The following is a 23,805-nucleotide window of genomic DNA, read 5'->3' on the forward strand; positions in this document are numbered from 1 at the left end:
CGGTGTACTTTAGTTTGGCACTGATTCCAGCGGCACGGGCGACGTTGAGTGCGTAGGAAAAGCGAACGGTTTACTTTGCAGCTTTGGTTTTTAAGGCGAAGATGGATTGAGGTGGCTCCGGTGAAGAGTCTGGACCAATTTGAATTTATGACTCTTTATTAATTGGTTGTTGAGGGTCTGCTCCGAGGCTGATGTATTCCAACCGCCAAGGTTTCAGAATCTGTGATATCCGGTAGCTAAACCCTTCATCGGAAATCACATCAACATATTCAAGCTCTATATCCTTCCACTTGTGGTCGGTATTACTATAGAGCTTCGCTTGAAAAGCGGTCTCTATTTTTGACTTCATTGACGTTGCTGCTGCTTTGGCTCGTGCCGTATCATCCTCTGTTTGATACATAATAACGATACCCAGAAGGTAGGTTTCGTCTGGGCTCGCTTCTTCATTGGTTAGGTCGAAGTATATCGCTGCAATGTCGCTACCCAGTTTTTTACCAGCATCTACAATCTTTCTATCCAGCTTGTGTCGAGTCAATCTTTGCTCGAATTGATCGGGAAAGGCTGAGCGCCTGTATCGGCTGGCCAGCCAGCGCTGAAAAATCACCTTTGCAGACTAATTGAGGTGCACATCCGACGGTGCGTGTTCGGCAAGCTCGGTTTTTAAAACAGATTGTTTGCTCAGCACTTCAAGTTCAATATAAGGCGTATCTCCGCCTTCAATCGGCAGGTGCAGCTTCCGCGCATTTTTGCCATTGGTGAAGTTTCCGTTTAACTCTTCGCCGGTAACTTCCCTACCCACCACAACTTCCACATAAGGTTCGGATTCAGGTAGCTGAGACAAATCACAGTCGTGTGACGCGACTACTACCAGGCTGTCGAAACCATCTGCTGACAGACCCAGTGCTGTGGCAGAATTCTTAGTTAGAAATTTACCCTGTCGCCAGGGTGTTGCTCTGGACCAGGTTTCCATTGGCGAGAATTACTCCAAATCAATGTTGGTATCGATTCGCGGTAATTTTCGGCTCCGCAGGCGGCTAGCCAGACTGGTACGTTCTTCAGCTTCTTGCTTGATTTGTGCTATCAGCTTTTTGCTTGGCTCGTAAATTAATTCACCGCCGGCCAATAGATCCAACAGGCTTTTGCCTTGCGTAAAGGGCCGCTTCATTAACAGTCCGGTAACCTCGACGTTCTCGTTCTCGAACAGATCTGCTGTATCGTTGAGATCTGCTAAACGCGCCAGGTTTTTCTCTGTAAGCTTTTCGCCATTTCGCCAGTTATATACTGCCGTTCGAGACACCCCTAAAAGTTGAGCTTGTCGAGAAATGCTTAAACCGAATAATTCCTTGATTCGGTCGGTAACATATTCTGCATCCAAAGAAATGGATGCGCCCTCTGCCGGAGACTCCGGGCTTACGATGAAGGGGTGCTCTATTGAGCTGGTGGGGATTCCATAGCCAGTATGCTGGAGGAACACTGACAAGGGTGTTGTGGTTTCACCAAGCAACGAAGCCATCAGAAAAACGCTTTTTTGTGTTGTTGAGCTTTCTCCGGTTTGCGGGCTGGCATCAGTCCAGCCTCCGGTGGCTCGGATATCGTAAGCGAGCATAAAGCCTCCTTATTGCCAAACTGTCAGTGCGTGGTTGGTAATCAGTTCCTTGAACGAACTCTCAATGTCGTCATGCAGGCCTGTCAGGTTGGTCATGATGCTACTTAGATTAAAAATCTGCCGTCTATCATTAAAGGCATCTGAATCGACAATGGCATGTCGTCCTTTGTGTGCCAGAAACTTTTCGTCCAGCTGTGGCGCCATTGAGTGCAGCTCTGCTGGCAGCGCAAGCTGACCATCACGAATGATAACGCGTGTAATCAGGGTGCCATGCTCGCTTTTCGACACGGTTTCGCTAAAGGAGTGGGTGAGCTGCTTAACGCGCTCAGACAACCCCATCACCTCTTTCACAACGTATTGTGAAAGCGCATCGCCTGGTTGCGGTTGAACCGCATCAAAATATCGGATGCCTAAACGCGATACATAATCCAGTCCGTTGGGAATGGAATCATTCAAAGTTTCTATGCCAAGCTCAACCCGGTCTGAGAATTCGACAAAAGTCTCATAGTCCGTGGTTTGAAACGTCAACGAGTTGTTATCCAGCACAAAATTGGATGTGCCTGGGATGTCGCCAAACACATAGCGTGCCTGTTGAGTGGTGTTTGTGCCTCCGTTTTGGAAGGCTATGACTTGTACGTTTTCCTGGCGAAAGTCTGGAAAGTGAGCGACTCTCAGCTTCTCCTGAATATCTGGAATGCAGTCATTCAACTTGAGAAGTGGGTTGAATCTCACCTGGGCCAGCGTGAAAAATACCGGCGCATTGCTCATTTTGTTGCCCATAACGCCTCCTGAGTGCTCGCTAGGTTTACAAACGGGTTGACACTTTACACTTTAGTTGACATCTGAAGCAAGTGGAAGTTTGTTCGTGTAAGCGAGCTAATTAACTTAGGCTTTCCTCTCAACCCTAAATATTTTAGATCAACTTAAATCTTTCCGATCGATCCGTTAGTATCAGGCTAAATCGCGTAAGTGACAGGATTTAGCCATGATATGTTGCCATCTTGCTAGCTTGATGGGGGAATGAAAATGAAGATCTCTGATGTGTTGGAGTGTGTAGGTGAATAGAGCCAAGCCCCGCGTGTTGATCAGCTGGATAGGTCGCAATGACCTCAACGCGTTGGACGGAAACGGTCTAGGCCCGCTTGCCTCCACGCTTACGGCCGTGGAATTCGATCGCGTTGAGTTGCTGTACAACTACCCGGAGGACGAGGTAAAGCCATATCTAGTCTGGTTAGCAGAAAAAGTGAATGCCGACTTTCAGGCTCATGCTGTTTCCTTATCATCCCCGGTGAACCTGGGTGAGATTTACCAACAAGCTGATAGTCACCTTGCAAGGATTACATCAAGCGGACCAGAGCTTTCTATTTTGTTAAGTCCAGGCACACCGGCGATGCAGGCTGTCTGGATTTTGCTGGGTAAAACCCGTTATCCCTGCCAGTTTTACCAGTCCTCCCTGGAGCAAGGTGTGCAAAAGATCGAAATTCCATTTGAATTATCGGTTGAATACGTCCCTGCCGCCAGCGGGCTAAGCGCCACAAAAATCAGTCAGCTGGCGGAGGCCAATGCCCCAATCAACGCGGCGTTCGATAACATCGTTACCCGCAACCCACGTATGCAGACGCTTAAAGCGCAGGCGCAGATCTTGGCTCAGCGCGAAGTCCCGGTGTTGATCTATGGGGAAACGGGCACCGGCAAAGAGCTGTTTGCCCGCGCCATCCATAACGCCAGTAGCCGGGCCAGCAATCCTTTTATTGCGCTCAACTGTGGGGCTATACCATCCGAGTTGGTGGATTCGGTTCTGTTCGGTCATAAGAAAGGTGCATTTACCGGGGCGATCTCAGACAAGCCCGGCGTATTCCAGCAGGCTCAAGGGGGTACCCTGTTTCTGGATGAGTTTGGCGAGCTGGAGCCGGTTGTGCAGGTACGCCTGCTGCGGGTGTTGCAGGAAGGAATCTGCACGCCGGTAGGCGGCACCAAAGAGGAGTCGGTAGACGTTCGCTTAATAACCGCCACCCACCGTAACCTGATGGAAGCGGTCTCCAGCGGGGCTTTCCGTGAAGATCTTTTCTACCGCGTTGCCGTTGGTGTATTGCACCTGCCCCCGTTGCGCGAGCGTGAGGGTGATCTATCCTTACTAGCGGATACGCTGTTAGCGGGCTTGGGAGACCAGGATGCGGCTCTAAAGCATAAAAAAATTTCTCCCGACGCAAAAAATATTATCCTGAAGCACCCTTGGCGGGGTAATGTGAGGGAGCTGCAGTCTACTCTGTTGAGGTCGGCTCTCTGGTGTCAGGGTGACACCATCTCGGCTGAGGATCTTCGTCAGTCGCTGTTCCAAATGCCCGAAAAGGAATCGGGTATCACGCAAAGGGATGTTTCACAAGGTATTGATATACAACAGTTAATAGGTCAATTTGCGGGCGACTATATTCGCCGGGCATTGGACTGTAGCGGTCAAAATAAAACCCGTGCAGCCCAGCTGCTGGGCCTTAAAAACTACCAGACCCTGAACAATTGGATGGAAAAGTACGGCATTTCCTGACGATAAAACAAACATTGGCACGGCCTTCGCTATAAGCCGGTCATGGACAGAATTATTTTTATGACATCAGTGAACTTCGAATTTCTACGACCAGAAAACGAACTGCTGGCTAACCTGGGCGGCTTGGCTGAAGCCGTACTGCACATCGATCCGGGCAGCGCCCTGACCCGCTTGCGCAGCTTCGCCGAAGAAGTCACTAAAGCCATCTACAAGGAAGAGCTGCTGCCGCGCCTGCCGCAATCCAGCTTCTATGAGCTGATCAAAAGCCCGGTATTCGAAGATTGCGTATCCCGTCCACTGATTCATCAGATTAACTTTCTGCGTATTCAAGGTAACGATACGGCCCATGGCGCCGAAGGCGATTTGCGTAACGCCCAAATGGCGCTGGGCACGGCTCACCAACTCGCCATGTACATGGCCATCAAGTACTACTGTAAAAAGAAAGACCAGATTCCTGCCTTTGAGGATATCAAAGACCCCACAGCAACACTGAACCAGTTGCAAAAGTCTGTCTCCAGCTACGAAAAAGAGCTGCAAAAACAGCAGGACGAATTACAACGGGTAATGGAGCAACTGGATCGCGAACGCACCAAAAACAGCGATAAGATCGATCCACCCGCCAAGCCAGACCAGCAAAAGCGCCAGCAGCAAAGCCAGCAGGTGGCCGACAGCCTGCAATGGAACGAAGCCAAAACCCGAGACATGCTGATCGACGCCATGTTGTTGCAAGCGGGATGGGATATTAAAAACCCCGATCAGGTAGGGCGGGAAGTGGAAGTGCAGTTCCCCCCTGATACCAACAGTAATACCACCGGCAAAGGCAAAGTCGATTATGTGCTGTGGGGCGACAACGGCCATCCCTTAGCCGTGATCGAAGCCAAAAGGTCCGGTAACACCAATCTTCAGGCAGGCCGTGAGCAGGCGCGCCGCTATGCGGATGCCTTTGAGTTCATGGGCTTCCAGCGCCCGGTGATCTTCTATTCCAACGGCTACGAAACCTTTATCTGGGATGACCACCAGTACAACACCTACCGCCCGGTGTATGGTTTCTACAGCAAAGACAGCCTGGATTATCTGATCTACCAACGGCACTACCGAGCCGCAGAGCTGGAAAGATTCAACCCGGAACTCAGCATTGCTGATCGCCCTTATCAGATTGAAGCCATCAAATCCGTGGCGGCCCATTTTCAAAGCCAGCGCCGTAAAGCCCTTATTATCCAAGCCACCGGTACCGGCAAAACCCGGGTGGCCATCGCCCTGGCGGAGTTGCTGCTTCGCACCGGCTGGGCCAAGCGCGTTTTGTTCCTATGCGATCGTAAAGAGCTGCGGGTCCAGGCCGACGAAGCCTTCAAGCAGAATCTGCCTTCCGAGCCCCGCTGTGTCATCGGTGAAACCAATAAAATCGACCAAACCGCGCGGATATACATCGCTACCTATCCCGGCATGATGAACCGCTTTGCGCAGCTGGATGTCGGCTATTTTGACCTGATCATCGCCGACGAATCCCACCTTGCAGAAAATTCGCAAAGGGGAGCCCCTGGCTGAGCTGGAACTGAAAACATTAACGTCCACCATCCTCACCAGTCACCCCGGTGTCAGTCTGGATCTATTGAACGAATTCTATGGCCGCACCGCCGACCAGCTCCACCTGACGGTCCGTGAAATCATCGGGCTGGACCCCCAGGCCATCGAAGACCATTTTAAAGATTTTCTGCATGCCCACCCGACGTTAACGGCGCAACAGGTGCGCTTTATGAACCTGCTGAAAAACTACATCGCCCAGCACGGCTCCATCGTAGTGGAAAAATTATACGAACCGCCGTTCGACAGCATTTCCCACGAAGGCATTGATGGCGTCTTTACTCCCGATGATGTGGGCGAACTGATTGCCGTGCTGAAACCCTACCTACGTCAGGAAACGCCGGATGCCTAGTGGGTGCTGCTTTCTCTCTTGCTCTATACCAATAGTTGGTATAGGTTTACCAATAATTGGTATACGAATACCATTGAATGGTTTGGCAGTGAGGTGCGCATGTTTGTACTAAAAGGCCTGCTTAGGGCGGAAACTCAGGAAAAAGTATTGATGTATCTGATGGCCAGGGGAGACGGTTATGGCAAAAGCATCGCCGAATTTTATGGCGTGCCGACCAACCCCATACAAAAGCAACTGGCTCGCCTGGAATCCGATGGCGTCATTGTCAGCCATCTGATCGGCTCGGTGCGAAACTATGAACTCAATCCCCGCTATGCCTTTATGGAGCCGCTAAAGCAGCTCCTGAAGGCGGCATTAGAGGCGTATCCATCAGACTTAAAAAATAACCTGATGGTATTAAGAACCCGGTCCCGGCAAGCCGGCAAACCCCTAGAACGCGTACGAACCAAAAAATGAAAGATTTCCACATCAAACAAATTTAAGAAAAACCAAACGAGAAACTCATGCTAACAGGCCAAATCCGTAACAACATCGACAAACTTTGGGAAAAATTCTGGACCGGTGGTATCACCAACCCCTTAACAGTGATCGAACAGATCAGCTACCTCATGTTCGCCCGCATGCTCGACATGCAGGAAGACGTGGCCGAACGCAAGGCCGCCCGCACCGGTAAAGACTTTGACCGCCTGTTCCCCAATACCCCGGATGGCCAGCTCCTGCGCTGGAAGAACTTCAAAAACCTGAGCGGCAAGGAACTGCACAAACACCTCAAGCAGAACGTATTCCCCTACTTCGCCAGACTGGGCCAGCAATCCGATGCCAAAGATGGCCTGGGTGGCGAGGGCAGTGCCATCGAAGCCCTCGGCCACATCGGCGAATACATGCAGGATGCCGATCTGGAAATCAAAAACGAATCCGTGCTGGTCTCCGCCGTGGAAATGGTAGACGAACTGCCCCTTAACCAGAGTGACGTCAAAGGCGACATTTACGAATACCTGCTCAGCAAGCTCACCACCGCGGGCATCAACGGCCAGTTCCGCATAAGGTCATCTGCAACATGTTACGACAAATGCCATCTTGGCCAATTTGAGCATTCTGTTACTTCTGTTTTTTATTAAAGAATGCTCTAGCTAAATTGGCGTAAAGCTCCTGTCATGGAGCCCTTTAACCGAATATACTGACGAATCTAACTATGCTGATTGAGTAATTGCCATGGAAAATAAAACTATCCAAGACCTAGATAAGCACAAAGAAAGTTTTTTAAAACAAGCAGTTGCCGAAGGGGTCAAAGATCTCGAACAAGGCAAAGTGATCGAAGGTAAATTAGCTTTTTCAGAAATTCGCAAAATTTATAACCTAGATAAGTAACCTAGAATCTACGTCACTGTTACCACTCCCAATCTTCGGTAATGTATTTAAACATCTCATTTATATAGGAAATGAGATAATCACGTATTGACTCAGTTTCTCGCTCGTCGTCGGGAACGTGGGTATCCAGCCAGTTTTCATCCCCTGAGAAGAGCACTTGAAGCGGCCCATGATCGGCTACGTCCATTTGAAAAGCATTCCCATTCCAGACTATTGCCAGCTTCCCCTGAGACAGTTCTATGAGTTTCTCTAAAGGCAAAGTGTATAATAGTGATTTCGCCTGCCACAGCCTATTGTTCACATTGTTGTCCTCTATTGAAAATGGGTATTATAGTCCGTGGATCAATAGGCATCAAAAAGTGATAGTCCTGTCTTTTGGGCAGGGCTTTCATGAAAGATGCTCGTTTGGTCGCTTTCGGCCAGAAAGTAAGAGAAATCAGAAAATCAAAAGGGCTATCACAAGAAGCCCTTGCTGACATTGCTGGCGTGGATAGAAGCTATATGGGGCATATTGAGCGCGGCGAAAAAAACATTACATTGACTAAAATTTATCAGATTGCTGAGGCGTTAAACATCGACGCAAGTGAGCTGCTAGAATGTTAGTTTTACAACAAGCGATTTAAATTGAGTAGTTGTTAGGGCTTTCCCTTATTTTATGTTTCAGAAATTGGATATTGATATAGGATGTCGGCTTGAGGGCGTATTCATCGTACTCCATTGATCAATTGGAGGCACTGGTCGAAGAAAACCAAAGCAATAGATCTGTTCTCCAGGGCGTCAAAAAGGAACTTGGGCACCGGAGCCAGAAAAGGCGCCAGCGGGCACTGCTCGAAGTTATAGAGCGATTATGTGCCGCCGGCTCCTTACGAGTTGAGTTGCCTGCATTTTGGATTGACCATTTAACGTTAGAAAAAACGTTGTCCACAGTGTTTAGTTCACCGATTTCCAATCACTCGAATATTCATATCTTTGTTCCGTCTGGCTGCAGCATTATGGTTTCTGCGGCAGTCCAGCTTTTATCGTTTGTTAACCAGCTATTGGCCCTATCTTGTAGCGTAACGATTGAGTTCGAAGCGGGTTGGTCAGGAACAATGAATTATTTAAAGAGGATCAATTTCTTCAAACAGCTTGATCAGACTGTCTCCGTTATGCCTGTCCTTCGAAAGGGAAGCCGCGAAACGCAACATCAAAGAAAGAATGTTTCGGTTGTGGAAATAGAAAAATTGAGTTTGGATAGTCAAGACACGTCACTTCCTGACCGACTAGCGGAAGGGGTTGTGAATGAGGCTGACCTAAGTCCAGAGCTTAAAAGGCGATTAAAAACAGCTATAGAAACACTATTCTCAGAATTAACGTCCAATGTTTGTCTCCACAGCAGATCGACATTACCAGCCTATGCTGTTTGTCAGAGGTACTCCCCAGACAATAATCCTATTGTTCATGTTAGCGTTTGTGATAGCGGCGTTGGAATTTTGGATACTATTAGGCCAGCACTCCCAATTCATTATTCGGAGCACCCCGAGTATCAAAAAATGCCCGATGAGGAACTGATACTAAACATGTTTCTAGAGGGAATTTCATCAAAGGGGGACAACGATGGTGGTAGCGGTTTGGTCTCCTGCGCAACACAAGCCATGAAGTTCAAGTCCACTATTAGCATTAGAACTAACAATACACTGACTTTGCTAAAGCCTTGCGGTAAATACTATGTTATTGATACGCAACCGCTTCCTCACAACCTAATTCACATGAATGGAACCTATATAACATTTCAGATTCCTCTTGATCACTTGACTTAGTGAGGACAAACTGCTTCAATATTTTTTATGAACGCCCTATCCTCACGTACTCTAGCACTAAAAGATTATCTTCCAATATCATCTCCCACCTTATGGGGAAGCGATGATGGCGTGGAGGTTCGTAGCCGTTTGGTTAAAGAAATAGACAAACTGACCAGTGTCCATATCATTTATCTATCAATGGAGGGCATAGAAAATATTGATGCGTCTTTTAGTCGTGAAGCAATTGTCAAAACGATAAAAAACTATCGCCCTGGTAAGGGGTTTTGCCTTACCGATATCGAAAATCCAGACTACCTAGATAATTTGTTCTCTCCGGCAGTTAAGCTTGAGCAGCCAGTTTTTATTAAAATTGACAATAGCTATCAGATTATCGGCCCTAATAGGGAAAATGCGCCATCTAAAACAAACCAGCCAATCTTGGACTATATCCAATCACATGGCCATGCAACGGCTGTTGAATTAGCTAAAGCACTTAGTCTTCAGTTAACAAATGCTAGTACCAAATTAAAGCAGCTTCTGGAGCAAGGGTTTGTTCTGAGAGCGCAGGATTCCACAGCTGGGCCTGGGCTTGAATACTTCTATTATCCCATCCGTTAGGTAAACCAGAAAAATTTAACGTTCAATTATTGATTTGAACGTTGTCTTGCTCTATATTGTTCAATAAATAAATTGAACCTTGCCTGAAGGAGACAAATCATGACTAAAACGTATAAACCTGGAGAAAACCCACCACGCCCTGGTGAGTACCAAGAAAGAGGTCCACGGGGAGGTTCTGTACCGAAGCCTCGCCAAGTCACAATTGAGCCAGGTGACAAGCCGCTACCCCCTACTCAAAAACCGGGCAGGACTTGGGAACGGGTGGGGAGGTAATCAACATGACTAACTTAACCATTTTTGATGTTGGAGCAACGGTCATGGTTCGAATGCTAGACCGGGGGATTAGCTATTGGCATTACGGTATTGCAGATGGCAGAGGAAATGTTATCCACTGTTCAAAAGCGCATAAAAAGGTAGTTATAGAAACTGAAAATGAGTTTTCGTGCGGCCGCAGAATTTTTCCGAGTCCAAGCATTATTGGAAAAGATACATTTGCGTATGACCGTGCCCTCCGGTTTGTCGGGGCTGCTTACGATCTCTTTCAAAGTAACTGCGAACACTTTGTTCGCATGTGCAATGGCTTAGATGTTGAGTCGACACAAGTCCAGAAGTATCTGATTGCTTGCGGCGCATCAGCGATGGTCTTGATTGCTCCAAACCCGGCAATTAAGGCTGTATTTGCGTCTGTGGCATTGGCTTGCGCACTAACCCCATCTGAAAAAAGTCCTATTCCATACGCAGCTTTAGCTATTGGTATCACTTCTGTTGGAATTGCGGCGGTAATATCAAATTAAACTATTCGAGGAAACAATTATGAAAGATTACTACGTAAACAAAAATGCTCAGCTTAATGGTGATCATGAAGTTCATACGACAGGTTGTAGTTATTTTCCTGCATATAACAATGCTTTATACCTGGGGAAATTCAACACTTGTTATGAGGCAGTAGCAGAGGCAAAGAAAACGTACCCAAAGTCAAATGGGTGCTACTACTGCTCGAACGCCTGCCACACATCTTAAAATAGGAATCATATTATGGCGAACACGTTGCTTATTTCATACGATTTATATGCTCCAGGCCAAAACTATGATTCAGTGATAGAGGAAATAAAGTCGCTTGGTAGTTGGGCTAAAGTTCACAAATCTTTTTGGTTTGTGGACTCGACGTTGTCTGCCTCTAAAGCCGCTGAAAGAGTTTGGGGTAAGATGGATTCCAACGACTCATTATTTGTTGTCGATGCAAAAAACAATGAAGCTTGTTGGTATAATTTGTCCGATAAAGTGTCAAATTTCCTACAGGAACATTGGCATAAGTAATTTAGAAGTAGTTGGATTTATTATAACTTTTGCTTGTATTTCCTTGAAATATGAAAGGTTTGGGCATCCGTTTTCTCAATGATGTGAAGCTCGATCTCTGCTGATTTAGTCTTAGATGCTTGATCAGTTCCCGGGGTTTTATTCCTGCTCAGGTAAATTAAGTGAGTCTTATTGTTGGTAATAACTAAATGATCATCGCCTTTAATCCCACTTATTGAAAAGCAACCAATATTGTTATTATTAATGCCGTCTAAGCACTCAAAATTTTCTTTAGAATAGTTATCTATCTGTTCTTTAGCTAGTTTTCTTCCAGCGTTATCCGCACCAACAAACAATAGAAGAGAAATCATAAGAACCAAGAAGCCGCCCGCCCAAAAAACAAGTGGTAAGTTTAATGACTTCGAGATCGCATCTACGAGGTTGTACATAAGTTGGAGAGTATGTTTCGAGAGTTTTTTTGTTTTTGAGTTTTGTTCGCTCGTTTTTTCTCTGGTTTGTGGCTGATCCCCGTCTGAGCTTTTGGTTTTCGCGAATTCAGGGGGTTCAAAGTTGAAAACTGTCAAGAACACAAAAAGTATTCCCATAAGTCCAGACCATGTTAAAAATGCAGGATACGCCGAAGAAACAAAAAGCCATACGCTAATAAAACCACTGGAAAATATAGGTCGACTAAATATTTCAGGGCTGACGCCGAAATATCCAAAATATGAGGCTTCAAATGTCCAATATAGCGCCTGGACTAACGGCAATATTCCACCAATGGTAACGATGGATATAAGCAATTTAACGGTGAAAAATTGCTTGATTTCAGATAACAAGCTCTTCATTTAATATTGCTCTCGATTGAAATTGTATGGTTTGCTAGGCTATCCAGCCTATGTTTAATGCGATCCCAGTTCGGCATTACTTGGCCCATTAACCGGTAGAAGCGCTCGCTATGGTTATGTTCGGCGATGTGGCAAAGCTCATGCAAAATCACATAGTCGATGCATTCGCGAGGTGCTTTTACCAAGTGCGGATTCAGAGTGATTCGACCATTGGGTGAACAGCTGCCCCATTGGGTTTGCATAGTCAGTATGCGCAGCGGTGGCCGTTCATCTACCCATAGGGTTTGCTCCAGCATGGCTTCGAGGCGCTTGGCGAAGATTTCCTTTGCTCGTACCTTGTACCACTCAGTTAGCAGCTCTTTAACTTTTTCAGTACTCTTAGTTCGTACCGAAACTTCCAGCTTACCGCGTAGCAGTTTCACGCCTTGAGCCTGCTCAGGAGCCTCAATCACTTTAAGCAGGTACTGTTTACCGAGGTAGTAATGGCTTTCGCCACTGATGTACTGACGCGGGGTGCTAAACTCAAGCTGTTTGCGGAAGTCTCTGAGTTGTTCATATATCCAACGGCCACGCTTTTTAACGGCAGAAAGAACCTCTTCGTTGTTAGCATCTACAGGGCTCGATACGATTACCCTGCAATCTGGATGAACTTTGATCAGTATTCTATGTGAGTCGGATTTTCTCGTTACTCGCATGAACGAGATAAGATGCTCACCGTAGCGGAATTCAAAGAGTTTAGAATCAGTCATCTTCAAACATATCTCTGACATTTGAAGCGGATACTTTATTCGGGCGTGCGTCGATTAGTACTAAGCCTTTGTCTTCTTTTAGCTTTAATTCCCTCATAATCTTGTTGATGGTTTCGAGTTCGGAATCGCTGAAAAAGAGAATAACTTTAATTGACTGGTGAGTGCAGTTTGCAGCCTCATAAATCTCAACTTGGTGTTTCAGGTTTTGTTTAAGCTTTTTGTTTGATGCCAACTTAAACTCGACCAGAGATTTATCTTTGCTCCCGTTTGATATTTTGAAATCAACAGGCCCCCGGCCATTATTAACTTCTGCGTTTACATCATATTTACTGGCAAACCATGTTAGCTTGAATAGGAGCTGAAGGTCTTGCTCTCGTTTTATTGGGTTTCCTTTTACATAGAAAAACCTGTAGCCATCATTGTTCTCTATCATCTGCTTTAGAAAGAGTACCCTCTGATATGCTTCGTCTAAGGAGTTTGATGTTGATGGTTGATCATAAAATGACGTATCTTGCTCTAGACTGCTTACAAGCTCTTTAACTTTCTGAATGAACAGATATTCTGTCTCATTCACTTTCAGTTCGCTAAGCTTAACGGCCTGATCACCATTCTCTTCTTTAAGTTTTATGAAATAATCAATATATTGAGGGAATTTTATGATCGTGCTTATGACGGCTTTATCAAACTCTTTTTTATTAGGATCTTCAGGAAGCATCCTGGCAAGATAATCATTCAACTGTGCTCTTAGTTGGTCATTGGGAATACTTTCGAGTACACCTCTAAAATCACCAATCATATCGGACTTGTTAATCCAGTTTTCATCTTTCGTGAGGATGTCTTTCGGAGTCAAAAGTACATAATCATGTTGAAATGTTGGTAGCGTATAGGTTTTCGCCATCCATGATCTTGTCTTGTAGTTAAACTCGACTTTTTCAACTAAATGATTGGATAAAAAACGAGTATCAATATGCTCCTGAGCGAACGCTTGAGTGTAATCAAGTAAAAACTTTTTGATAAGATTGGTTGTGAAGTCACTTATGTTATCTCTTCCAACACCATCTTTGATTAAGCAAAGCTTTTCAAGGTGACTGCCGTTGGTAATCTCCTCAGTGCCAAAATTCGTAAATACTGTATTTAGGTTTTCGTTAAGAGACTTTGCGAACTTCTGGCCAAGGCCGCTACCACCATTGCCAATTTTGCTGTAACCAAACCATGTTTGTTTCACTTCCGGGAATAAGAACCATGCTTTTATTAACCCTTTGCTGATTCCTTCCTTTTCAGAACGGTCACGCAGAAATGCAACATATTGGATAATGTCATCGTGTAGTTTCTGATAATCCGGTTTGTCGCTATTGAATAAGAGGAAGGGGTCAATGAAAAGAGGAAGATCATTGATTAAAGAAGGGTCAAATGCGCCATATGCCTCAAGCTCTTTGGGCGGCACTTCGAAAAAATCAGAAAAATAAATTTTCATATCAACTCTCGCTCAAGCCGACACGAGTGATCTGAACAATCATCTCAACAATCTTCTTGGCCTGATCCATACCGCCACCAATGCCTTTGCATTCCTGGAACATACGCGGTAGTAGCTTCTTACGAATGTCGGCTTCAATGTTTTGCGGGTTGATGGAGTTCTCCGCGACAGAGGTTTCTACCGCCTGGTCAATTTCAAAGGCTACTTTGACCCACTTATCCTGGACCTGCTGATCCAGCAAAGCTAAGGCTTCCGGCAGCACCTTTTTGAATACACCAAAGTAAGCCTGAGCATGACGATTACCGGCAAACGCATCGGGTATGTCGTTCAAGCGTCTGTCTTGTACTTGCTCTTCAAATTCACGGAACAGCATGTACTGCTTCAATGGGTGGTCGAATAGCTTTTCGGCCTCTTCAATGGCCTGGCGCAACAGCTTGGAGAACGCTTCCTGAGCGTAAGGGTCATCCCGTAGCTCTTGTTCAATCATGCGTGTCACACGGGTTTTGATAATGTCGGTTTCGTTGCGGGTTTTATCTTCGCTCCAGTCTTCTGGCTGTCCCTTTTGCCCCATCTTGCCCACTTCATACACACCACCGGGTTCTTTAACCTCAATACCCACCACATGCTTATCCAGCAGCTTTTTTACTTGTTCGGCGTATTCGTCGTAATCAATCCTTTCGCCCGTATCTTGCTGAACCAGTTGACGCAGGCTGGAGAATTGCTTCACCGTTTCTTTGTAGTGGCGACGATCCTGGTCGCTAAAGCTCTTGTCTTCAAAGAAGGTGGCTGATTGCAACGCTACCTTCAAGCAGCTGGCGAAGGCCGTCAGGGCTTCGTAGAAGTCCTCACGCACTTTAAGGTGCACGTCAACCAGCTCGCCTTCACGCTCATCAATCTTTGGTACCAGCACCTGACGCAATTGTTCGATGTCGTTCTTGTTTTTCACGCCATCGAATATGGCCCATAGCTGCTTATAAAGCTGTGGCAGGCGCTTGTACTCGGTACTCATCTGGTTGTAGAGGCCAGCAATATCATTGATGTCGTAACCGCCCTGAGTGCGGGAGGCCAAATCCTGATATTTCTGAATGGTGGTATCCAGTTCCGACAGAATGCCGCGATAGTCGATAAGTAAACCAAATTTCTTCTTCGGGTGTAGACGGTTTACCCGTGCAATCGCTTGGATCAGGCTGTGCTCTTTCAGTGGCTTGTCGATGTACAGTACAGCGTTCTTCGGCTCATCAAAGCCGGTGAGCAGCTTATCGACGACGATCAGTATCTTCAGTGAATCGTCTTGGTCAAAACGCTCAATCAGGTGTTTGGTGTAAGCCTGTTCATCCTGGTTGCCAACATTGTCTTTCCACCACTGGGTAACTTCCGGAGTGGTGGTTTCATCGACAGCTGTGTTACCTTCGCGGCTATCAGGTGGGCTCATTACTACGGCAGATTCAAGTAAGCCTGCTTCGTCCAGGTACTTTTTGTACTTGATAGCAGAGGCTTTGCTGTCGCAGGCTAGCTGGCCTTTTAAACCCTCGTCGATGTTTTTAACGAAGTGGTTGGCGACATCCAAGGCAATCAAGCGAATACGATCATCCGCACCGTATACCTGGCCTTTCTTGGCAAACTTGCGCTTCAGGTCAGCTCTCTGGTCGTCCGAAAGCCCCTCAGTAATACGCTCAAACCAACTATCGATAGCCCGTTCATTCACATCTAAGTCGGGGATACGCTCTTCATACAGCAGCGGCGTAACCGTCTGGTCTTCCACGGCGCGTTGCATGGTGTAAGCGTGCACAATGGGGCCAAACTTATTGGTAGTCTTGTCGTCTTTTAACAGCGGCGTTCCCGTGAAAGCGACAAAGGCTGCATTGGGCAGCGCCTGCTTCATACGGATATGGTTTTCTCCACCCTGGCTGCGGTGGCCTTCGTCAATCAGCACAATGATGTCAGAGCTGGTGTTGATACACTCAGGCATTTTGGTAGCGATATTAAACTTCTGGATCAGTGAGAAAATAATCCGCTCCGTGCCTTTACCAATCTGCTCAGCCAGTCGCTTACCGGAAGTGGCCATTGCCGCTTCTTTGTCTTTTTTACCGGCCAGCTCGCCGCCGGAGGCAAAGGTTTTACTGAGCTGTGTTTCCAGGTCTACCCGGTCGGTGACCACCACGATACGGCATTGTTTTAGGCTTTCGTGGAGGATCAGCGCCTTACTTAAAAACACCATAGTAAATGACTTACCAGAACCCGTGGTGTGCCAAATCACACCACCTTCACGGCCACCGGTGCTGCTGCGGGTATTGATGCGTTCAATTAGCCGTTTAATGCCAAACACCTGCTGATAACGGGCGACAATCTTGCCTGCCTTTTTATCGAACAAGGTGAAGTAACGGGTCATCTCCAGCAGCCGAGCAGGGCTTAACAGGCTGATCAGTAATTGATCCTGGCCTGTAACAGCCAGCTCGCCCGCAGCAGTCAGGCTCTGATACCAATCCAGGTCTTTTGCCGGTCGGTGGCTGAACAGACTAGCCTGCTGTTCGTCTTTGAGCTTTCTGTTTTTGATAGCGTACATCTCGGCATCGGAGATATCTTCTTCACGCCAGGCGGCCCAGAATTTAGCGGGCGTGCCACATGTACCATAACGGCCTTCGTTGCCGTTTATGGAAAGCAGCATCTGGCTATAGGCGAACAGTAACGGGATTTCATCATGGCGCTGGTTACGCAGACTTTGCGAAATCCCTTCGTCAATTGTGGGGCCCTTTTTTGCAATGCCATCCGGGCGTTTGGCTTCTATCACCACCAAAGGAATACCGTTTACAAAGCACACAATATCGGGTCTGCGACTTTCCACTCCCCCCGAGCGGGTAACGGTAAATTCTTCGGTAAATACAAAGCTGTTATTGGCCGGGTTCTGCCAGTCAATCAGCGCAACCGTCGGGCTGGCTTTTTTACCATCCACAAACTCAGTGACCGAAATGCCATACAGCAGGTGGTTGTACAGGCGCTCATTGGCAGTTAACAGGCCTTCATTAAGCGCGGGGCTGCACACCTCGGCAATAAGGTTGTCTATGGCCTTTTCAGACAGCGGGTAGCTCTTACCGGCGAAGGTAAAAGTACGTTTTTGAAGCTCACCGCGCAGCACCTGGCGTAAAACTACTTCATCGGCCTTGCCACTTCGGGCGGCTAACGCGTGTTCAGGAGGGAGGAACGACCACCCTAGGTTGGTCAATAGCGTCAGAGCCGGTAACTTGGCACTGTATTCTTCCTGAAATTTGGGTGTGTATTGTGTCATTCGTTATCTCTCTTCAACCCCTGATACCCGAGGTGCAGCTTCGGGTTATGGTTTTGTTCTGTTTTGTCGGCGCATGTTTTCTACGGCCAATGCAAAATCGGCATTGGTAACGTCTTCTTGCCAACGAGACCAGAAATCTATTGTTGCGCTCAATGGCTTTTCAGTAGGAGGATCAATTTTTATTCTACTCGGCAGCAGTACCGAGTCTCCTACAACCATGGCTTCGCCAACATCCATGATGGGTAATGCTTCTAAGAGGCTTTCTAGGCTTTCTGGTAGTAATTTTCGAACAGTTGCTTGGTCATCCGCGTTTGTTAAACGCAATGAAATGATGTTGTTACACTGGCTTAGAATGGTGGCACTTACATCTGAAGGCCGTTGGCTCACAATCATGAGTGCAACGCCATATTTTCGACCTTCTTTAGCGATCTTCTCAAATGCTTCTACCGCTCTGCGCTCAACTGGGTTGCCTTCTTTTCTTGGTAGATATAGGTGAGCCTCATCGCAGACAAAAGCAACTGGTCTGCGGCTATTCGGATCAGTCCAGAATTGAACCTGATAGATAATACGAGCAACCAGGCCAATGATGACTGGCAGTATGTCAGCAGGAACCTCTGAGAAGTCGATTACTTTAATGCTTTGCTTTTGATTGCCAAAACCCATCAGTTTTTCAGCAATCATACTCAACGAATCGTATTGGTTGTATTTATCCGGGCTATTGAAGAGGAAGCCATAACGTCGGTCATTCAAGCGACTGGCCATGCGAACTAACAGCCTAGAGAATTCACCATTGAAAGGACCGTTTTTTAGGCCTTTCGCTCCCTGAACCTTTTCTTCATTCAGATATTGAAGCTTTCCAATAACCTCATCCAAGGAGTATGGAATTGGACTGTCTAGAGTAAAAGATTGCAATAAATCGGTTCGACCATTCGCTTGTAAGAATGCTTTCTTTTGCTCTGTTATGGCATCTTGTACAACCACCACTTGGTTATGCGCACTGAACTCGCTGCGATCAACAAATAATGATTGAATCTCTTCCGAATTGAGCAACCAATACGGCAGGAAGAGCAGAGAGTCATCATCTACGTCAACCTCATCCGGCCCTGGTACTCTCAACTGTTTAGCATAAGAAAGTTCCTTGTACTCACCATGCAGGTCGAATACAACTAGGTTTGAAGAAGGTAGCTGCGAGCTTCTTTCCAAAATAGAGGCAACCGTCCATGATTTACCAGAGCCGGTACTGCCAAGTAAAGCGGCATGCCGCTGGAAAAGCTTATTGCCATCGACATAAGCGTGTGCGTTTTCATTAAGCTTATAAGAGCCCAGTTCCAGTGAGTGTTCTCCATCGCCACACTCAGAAATCACACGCATAAATTCTTCTAGGTGAGCGTCTTTAAGTACGTAACAGGTTGAGTCGATTTCTGGGACGTGATCAAGTGATCGTGAAAACTTATATTTTTGATCGACTGCATCCCAGCGGGCTGCACCCATCAAGGTGATCTTAACTGTATTGACTACGCTATCTTCAAAAGCATCTATCTCGTCAGCATCATCTTCAGCTATTTCCGGTGTAAGTGGCTGAGTGACCACCGCTTTGATGACTTTATCAATCATGCCAATCAGCCAACATTCAGTTGCACCGCTGAGTTGCACGGTTACAAGCTGTCCAACTCTGGCTTTACGTAGATCTTTATCACTGTTAACCAGAATGGTTACTTTTCGGGTGTCAACTTCACGGATGTTGCCAAGCGTGTAGCTGTCATCATTGAAAGTAAAAAGTGCCATGTTACCCTCCTAAAAATTCGTTGGTAAAAGCGTCAAAACGCCATAATTCCTTGTCATCAATATGTAGCCAGTTTTCAAATTTTGAGTTGTAGATCCTGCTTTTGTCTGAGTCAGTCTGTTTGCAGATGAGCCACATGTTCGGACACTTGCCTAGCCACTCTTCAATTCTCGGGTTCGAATCCCGAGTAATCACCAAAGCACGGCATTGGTCTTGTTCAAGCTTTTGCCTAAATGCGTTGTTAACAAGCTGGGAATCGTTAAAGCCAAACCCCAAAAATAGGAAGCTAGTATGGTTTCCGACAGCTGTGTCGTACTCGGCTAACTGTGCTCTGTCCTGGTGTAATCGTTGATATTTGGCCGTACCAGGAGTGATCATGGCCCGCACAACGCCGTCAGGTTTGTTGAGTATCCAGCTGTTACATTCAATAAGCTGGGCCTCCCATTCAAATGTATTTAACGAACCGTGCGGCTTGTGTAGTCGGATATGCTTGCATTCAACAATTCTTAATGGCGGCCTTGTCTTACCAAGACCTTTCTGAATGGATTGAACTGACTTTTTTGCCCCATCCCAGTCGTAGCGACGAAGAAACCCACCGTGAAACCCGGTAATGTAGGGGATCTTGTGCCGAACTAAGGCGTATTCAGCCAGCAAATCGTAATTTGGCGTAGCGACGTGAAGTTGTTTATCAGCCTGCGGCAAAGCTTCAACCAGCTTTCTCAATAGCGAGCCTGCGGGCCAATCGCATGAGCCAGACATGATTGAGTGAGCGTAAGCAGTATCGTGGTGCGCAACAAAGCTGGCAGTAAGTTCGACTATTCGATTGGTCAGAGCTTCATCTTTGATGAAGTCCATTGCAGATTCAAAATCATGACTACCGGCATCAAGAGCAGAGACCACTTGTAGCCACTGCTGTGCTTGTGCTTCGGTCATTCCATGATCAAGCTCGGCTCGAAGGTGGCGCTCAAGAGCTGGCATCCCAAAATTCAGATCAAGTGCACATGAAGTTCCTGTGCCAAATAATACAAACGGCTTGTCTGTAAAAAACTCAGCAATCGCTTGATATGCAACGTCCTTTGTTAGCTCCACGTGCATCCCCCTTAGCTCACCAAAACTCTTCGCTTGCCCGTCAACAACTGCTGCATAAGCGCTTTCTTTTCTTGCTTTAAGGCATTGAGCTTTTGTTGCAGGGCGGAGATTTCCTGATCGGCGGTGGAAAGTACGGCGGCGATTTTCTGTTGTTCCGCAAAACTGGGGGTAGGCACCTTCAACGAAAAGAAATCCGAAGGCTTTACGTTGAGCAAACCATGAGCGCGACCACCTTCGTGTGCAATTTGAGACAACCCCTTATTCAGAAGGCCTGATTCAAAGTAGTGTTCCCAAAAATCGCTATTGGCGCGATCCGAATCTAATAGTTCAAAGCAAATGTAGAGCGTTGTTACAACGCCATCTGGGTAGCGATTCAGTCGTTTGATTGCACCCATTGGATAGCCGTTTGAATAGCTTTTGTTGTAGGCGAACTGTCCTTGCTTTAGCAGGAAGTAGCCATCAAGAATTTCTGAAGCAACAGTTTTTTTGAAAAAGTCTTCCTGCCGAATCAAGCCATGTTGTCCAGACATGGTAACTACGTTTGTGCTTTGACCATTGTTTTTTGTCGTTACACGTGCGAATAGCTTTGAAAGCTTAGATACCTTCCACTCCCCAATAAACCTAAGCCCATTCTTATCCAGCAGGCGTTTTTTGCCGGTGAGCAGTTGTTGCATTAGGGCTTTTTTCTGCTGCTGGCTGTTGGCGAGTAGTTGTTCTGTGGTGGTGATGGCCTGATCCCAAGTAGATAGGATTTGGGCGATTTTCTTTTGTTCATCAACTGGAGGAAGAAGAAGCGGTACTGTATTCAAATCACTTCGATTAATTTTCGGCATTCCCGTGCGCATAGACATTGCGACAGCAACCTTATAAAACTGGGGACCGATCATGTAGTGAAGCAAGAATTCAATATCTAATTCACTCTTTGCCCATATTGGGTACATGTCTGCACTACAAACCCCCTTAAATCCAGGCCGACAAACTTTGTTCAAATTCGGGCGGATTTTCGAATATACAATCGCGTTCTCATCAAACTCGTACTTTCCAGAGATGAGACTAGATTCTTTACAGGTTACAACATCGACAATTTGACCAGAGTCTGAAACCACATTTTCTGGACCGATGTGCAACATATTCGAGTATGGCTCCACTTTAGGGTCCACTTGTCCGTTAGCAATTTCGGTTACCGCGCCGAAATTAGTCTTCAACCAACCTTCAGGCACCATATCCCAGCTCCTCCAGATACTTAGCCATCTCAGTTTCCAGCTCGGTCAGTTGCGCTTTCAATTTCTCACGCTCAGCACGCACTGCCATCAGGTCGATCTCTTCCTCTTCTTCAAAGGTATCGACATAGCGCGGGATGTTCAGGTTGTAATCGTTCTCTTTTATCTCATTGAGGCTTGCGACATGAGCATATTTGTCCACGTTGTTGCCAGCGTGGTAGGTGGCTACAATCTTGGCGATATTCTCTTCAGTCAGCAGGTTCTGGTTTTTACCGGCTTTGAAGTCGCGGCTGGCGTCAATAAACATGACGTTATCGTCGCTCTTATTTTTCTTAAAGAGCAGGATTGCCGCTGGAATGCCAGTGCCGTAAAACAACTTCTCTGGCAGACCAATGACGGCATCGAGTAGGTTTTCGTCAATTAGTTGCTGGCGAATTTTGCCTTCACTGGAACCTCGGAACAGTACGCCATGTGGCACCACAACGCCCATTCGTCCTGTTTTTGGTTTCAAGGTTTCAATCATGTGTAGGATAAACGCATAGTCGCCTTTGGTTTTCGGCGGAACGCCACGGCGGAAGCGGCTGAACTTGTCGTGCTCGGCTTCATCGTGGCCCCATTTATCAAGGCTGAACGGTGGGTTGGCAGTCACAATGTCAAACAGCATCAGATCGCCGTTTTTATCTAACAGCTTGGGGTTACGAATGGTGTCACCCCATTCAATTTTGTGGTTGTCTTCGCCGTGCAGGAACATGTTCATCTTGGCCAGCGACCAGGTCGAGCCAATGGCCTCTTGCCCATACAGGGCGTATTGCTTGCTACCGTGGTTGGCCACAACTTTGCGGCCACACTTCATCAGCAGCGAGCCAGAACCACAAGCCGGGTCACAAATGCTGTCACCGGGTTGAGGGTCTAATAGCTCGGCTATCAGATCACTGACTTCGGGTGGGGTGTAAAACTCACCGGCCTTCTGGCCTCCGCTAGCGGCAAAGAGTTTGATCATGTATTCGTAAGCATTTCCAATGACATCCAGCGTGCCTACGCGGCTGGGCTTGAGGTTCAGCTCGGGCTTAGCAAAGTCTTCCAGCAGGTGACGTAGAATGGTGTTCTTTTGCTTTTCTTCACCCAGTTTGTCGGTGTTAAAGCTGATGTCCTGGAACACGCTTTTACCGGCGTCTTTGAGTTTGGTACCGTTGGCTTCTTCAATGGCGTGTAACGCTTGGTCGATGCGTTCACCATTACCGGGTTCGTGACGGCGTTCGTACAATGCGTAGAAGCTAGCCGCGTTGGGCAACACAAAGCGCTCGTTTTTCATCATCTCTTCGATGAGTTCCGGCTCGTCGCCGTACTCGGCCTTGTAGCCATCATAGTGATCCTGCCATACATCGGAGATGTACTTGAGGAACAGCATGGTCAGGATGAAGTCTTTATAGGTGTCGGCGCTGATGGTGCCACGGAAGGTATCGCAGGCGTTCCACAGCGCTTTGTTGATGCTTTCTTGGTTAATCTTGTCGTTCATCCATTGCTTCCTTTTAGTGGGGCCAAATCATTGGCTGGCCCGGTTCAAGTCTTAAATTCGTTATGCTGCCTGTTTAGTGGCCATGCGTCTGGTATAAGTCGTTGGCGATTGCACCCATCATGCGCTCGCCGTTGTTTGCTAACTTCTGTATCAGCCTTTGCTCTTCGCCCAGGGTACTCGCCATAGCAATAATCGCTCGCTGCTTTGCCAGGGGCGGAACAACTACGGGGACATCTTCCAATGCACTGCGACGAATGCTCTTTGTTAATGTGCCTTCGGCATTCTGCTCAAAGTAACGCTGAGCCGGTGTCTGATTCAGTAACCACACCATAAACTCAGGCAGAATGTCTTTCTTCTTCAGGCTGATCACAAAAAAGTGCGGCGCAGCGATGGCCTGTTTGCCGGTCAAGGCCAGTGACTCATCCACATGTACGGCGTAGTTATGACTACCTCGGGCGGCCACTAAAATATCGCCGGTGGCGAGGTAGTCGGGTTCACGTTTGCCGGTTAGCTCTGTTTCCAGGCAGCTTGACCAACGAATCCCTTCAGTTAGGGAAACATCCTTCATCTGAACCGCGACCACAGCAGAGCCTGCCACATCAGGGATTTTCCCCCTAAATGGATAGCCTGCATTGATGGTTGCGACCTGTTTGAGCTTCATGTCTTTATCTATTCATAGCCAATGATGCAGAAATAATC

General features: G+C 47.0%; 26 protein-coding genes. 12 read left to right on the forward strand and 14 right to left on the reverse strand.

Annotated features, from left to right (window positions below; translation table 11 throughout):
- Positions 1-145 precede the first annotated feature (145 nt).
- The 4 genes from FT643_RS09210 to FT643_RS09225 are packed head-to-tail and all read right to left on the reverse strand — an operon-like array spanning position 146 to position 2,386.
- Entirely contained in the window at positions 146-604 is a 459-nt protein-coding gene (locus FT643_RS09210; protein WP_156871078.1) for a hypothetical protein, read from the reverse strand.
- A 9-nt stretch (positions 605-613) separates the two neighbouring features.
- Positions 614-970, reverse strand: a complete 357-nt coding sequence (locus FT643_RS09215) for a hypothetical protein (RefSeq protein ID WP_156871079.1) — start codon at positions 968-970, stop codon at positions 614-616.
- 9 nt (positions 971-979) lie between these two features.
- Positions 980-1,606: a hypothetical protein gene (locus FT643_RS09220; protein ID WP_156871080.1), complete on the reverse strand. Its 627-nt coding sequence runs from the start codon at positions 1,604-1,606 to the stop codon at positions 980-982.
- A 9-nt stretch (positions 1,607-1,615) separates the two neighbouring features.
- Positions 1,616-2,386 carry a TIGR04255 family protein gene (locus FT643_RS09225; protein WP_156871081.1) on the reverse strand — a complete coding sequence of 257 codons (771 nt, stop codon included), beginning with the start codon at positions 2,384-2,386 and terminating at the stop codon, positions 1,616-1,618.
- 277 nt (positions 2,387-2,663) lie between these two features.
- On the opposite strand from FT643_RS09225, the gene FT643_RS09230 reads away from it, so the two are divergent.
- The 6 genes from FT643_RS09230 (at position 2,664) to FT643_RS09250 (ending at position 7,449) form a co-directional block, all read left to right on the forward strand.
- A complete protein-coding gene (locus FT643_RS09230) occupies positions 2,664-4,148 on the forward strand; it encodes a sigma-54 interaction domain-containing protein (RefSeq protein WP_317621981.1) in 1,485 nt (494 codons plus the stop codon).
- Between the two features lie 60 nt (positions 4,149-4,208).
- The gene (locus FT643_RS09235; protein ID WP_232340002.1) at positions 4,209-5,693 is read left to right on the forward strand and encodes a DEAD/DEAH box helicase family protein; all 1,485 of its coding nucleotides are present in this window, start codon (positions 4,209-4,211) and stop codon (positions 5,691-5,693) included.
- Positions 5,659-6,081: a type I restriction-modification enzyme R subunit C-terminal domain-containing protein gene (locus tag FT643_RS23385; protein ID WP_232340003.1), complete on the forward strand. Its 423-nt coding sequence runs from the start codon at positions 5,659-5,661 to the stop codon at positions 6,079-6,081. Before FT643_RS09235 ends, FT643_RS23385 begins: the two co-directional genes overlap by 35 nt.
- 99 nt (positions 6,082-6,180) lie before the next feature.
- Positions 6,181-6,537: a winged helix-turn-helix domain-containing protein gene (locus tag FT643_RS09240; protein ID WP_156871082.1), complete on the forward strand. Its 357-nt coding sequence runs from the start codon at positions 6,181-6,183 to the stop codon at positions 6,535-6,537.
- Between the two features lie 47 nt (positions 6,538-6,584).
- Complete coding sequence (locus FT643_RS09245; protein ID WP_232340004.1) at positions 6,585-7,199, forward strand: type I restriction-modification system subunit M N-terminal domain-containing protein; 615 nt, start codon at positions 6,585-6,587, stop codon at positions 7,197-7,199.
- Between the two features lie 94 nt (positions 7,200-7,293).
- The gene (locus FT643_RS09250) at positions 7,294-7,449 is read left to right on the forward strand and encodes a hypothetical protein (RefSeq protein ID WP_156871083.1); all 156 of its coding nucleotides are present in this window, start codon (positions 7,294-7,296) and stop codon (positions 7,447-7,449) included.
- Positions 7,450-7,468: 19 nt separating this feature from the next.
- Here FT643_RS09250 and FT643_RS09255 read toward each other — a convergent pair whose 3' ends face one another.
- Positions 7,469-7,750: a hypothetical protein gene (locus tag FT643_RS09255; RefSeq protein ID WP_156871084.1), complete on the reverse strand. Its 282-nt coding sequence runs from the start codon at positions 7,748-7,750 to the stop codon at positions 7,469-7,471.
- An 89-nt stretch (positions 7,751-7,839) separates the two neighbouring features.
- On the opposite strand from FT643_RS09255, the gene FT643_RS09260 reads away from it, so the two are divergent.
- The 6 genes from FT643_RS09260 (at position 7,840) to FT643_RS09285 (ending at position 11,165) form a co-directional block, all read left to right on the forward strand.
- Positions 7,840-8,052, forward strand: coding sequence for a helix-turn-helix domain-containing protein (locus FT643_RS09260; RefSeq protein WP_156871085.1), 213 nt, complete (start codon positions 7,840-7,842; stop codon positions 8,050-8,052).
- 89 nt (positions 8,053-8,141) lie between these two features.
- The gene (locus tag FT643_RS09265) at positions 8,142-9,248 is read left to right on the forward strand and encodes a hypothetical protein (protein ID WP_156871086.1); all 1,107 of its coding nucleotides are present in this window, start codon (positions 8,142-8,144) and stop codon (positions 9,246-9,248) included.
- Positions 9,249-9,275: 27 nt separating this feature from the next.
- Positions 9,276-9,848, forward strand: a complete 573-nt coding sequence (locus tag FT643_RS09270; RefSeq protein WP_156871087.1) for a MarR family transcriptional regulator — start codon at positions 9,276-9,278, stop codon at positions 9,846-9,848.
- A 99-nt stretch (positions 9,849-9,947) separates the two neighbouring features.
- Positions 9,948-10,121, forward strand: coding sequence for a YjzC family protein (locus FT643_RS09275; RefSeq protein ID WP_156871088.1), 174 nt, complete (start codon positions 9,948-9,950; stop codon positions 10,119-10,121).
- A 5-nt stretch (positions 10,122-10,126) separates the two neighbouring features.
- Entirely contained in the window at positions 10,127-10,642 is a 516-nt protein-coding gene (locus FT643_RS09280) for a C40 family peptidase (RefSeq protein WP_156871089.1), read from the forward strand.
- 241 nt (positions 10,643-10,883) lie between these two features.
- The gene (locus tag FT643_RS09285) at positions 10,884-11,165 is read left to right on the forward strand and encodes a hypothetical protein (RefSeq protein WP_156871090.1); all 282 of its coding nucleotides are present in this window, start codon (positions 10,884-10,886) and stop codon (positions 11,163-11,165) included.
- 20 nt (positions 11,166-11,185) lie between these two features.
- Here the strand turns inward: FT643_RS09285 and FT643_RS09290 are convergent, their stop codons facing one another.
- The 9 genes from FT643_RS09290 to FT643_RS09330 form a co-directional block, all read right to left on the reverse strand.
- Positions 11,186-11,992 carry a hypothetical protein gene (locus tag FT643_RS09290; RefSeq protein ID WP_156871091.1) on the reverse strand — a complete coding sequence of 269 codons (807 nt, stop codon included), beginning with the start codon at positions 11,990-11,992 and terminating at the stop codon, positions 11,186-11,188.
- Complete coding sequence (locus tag FT643_RS09295) at positions 11,989-12,741, reverse strand: M48 family metallopeptidase (protein ID WP_156871092.1); 753 nt, start codon at positions 12,739-12,741, stop codon at positions 11,989-11,991. The genes FT643_RS09290 and FT643_RS09295 overlap by 4 nt, the downstream gene beginning before the upstream one ends.
- Positions 12,734-14,215: a hypothetical protein gene (locus tag FT643_RS24165; RefSeq protein ID WP_198043435.1), complete on the reverse strand. Its 1,482-nt coding sequence runs from the start codon at positions 14,213-14,215 to the stop codon at positions 12,734-12,736. The genes FT643_RS09295 and FT643_RS24165 overlap by 8 nt, the downstream gene beginning before the upstream one ends.
- Before the next feature lies 1 nt (position 14,216).
- The gene (locus FT643_RS09305) at positions 14,217-17,498 is read right to left on the reverse strand and encodes a type I restriction endonuclease subunit R (protein WP_156871093.1); all 3,282 of its coding nucleotides are present in this window, start codon (positions 17,496-17,498) and stop codon (positions 14,217-14,219) included.
- A gap of 45 nt (positions 17,499-17,543) precedes the next feature.
- A complete protein-coding gene (locus tag FT643_RS09310; RefSeq protein ID WP_156871094.1) occupies positions 17,544-19,283 on the reverse strand; it encodes an ATP-binding protein in 1,740 nt (579 codons plus the stop codon).
- A 1-nt stretch (position 19,284) separates the two neighbouring features.
- The gene (locus FT643_RS09315) at positions 19,285-20,370 is read right to left on the reverse strand and encodes an SIR2 family protein (protein ID WP_198043436.1); all 1,086 of its coding nucleotides are present in this window, start codon (positions 20,368-20,370) and stop codon (positions 19,285-19,287) included.
- 11 nt (positions 20,371-20,381) lie between these two features.
- Entirely contained in the window at positions 20,382-21,593 is a 1,212-nt protein-coding gene (locus tag FT643_RS09320) for a restriction endonuclease subunit S (protein WP_156871096.1), read from the reverse strand.
- Positions 21,583-23,106 carry a type I restriction-modification system subunit M gene (locus FT643_RS09325; RefSeq protein ID WP_156871097.1) on the reverse strand — a complete coding sequence of 508 codons (1,524 nt, stop codon included), beginning with the start codon at positions 23,104-23,106 and terminating at the stop codon, positions 21,583-21,585. The genes FT643_RS09320 and FT643_RS09325 overlap by 11 nt, the downstream gene beginning before the upstream one ends.
- A 73-nt stretch (positions 23,107-23,179) precedes the next feature.
- Entirely contained in the window at positions 23,180-23,767 is a 588-nt protein-coding gene (locus tag FT643_RS09330; RefSeq protein ID WP_156871098.1) for a restriction endonuclease subunit S, read from the reverse strand.
- Positions 23,768-23,805: the final 38 nt, after the last annotated feature.

It is taken from the genome of Ketobacter sp. MCCC 1A13808 (assembly GCF_009746715.1).
Taxonomy (GTDB): Bacteria; Pseudomonadota; Gammaproteobacteria; order Pseudomonadales; family Ketobacteraceae; genus Ketobacter.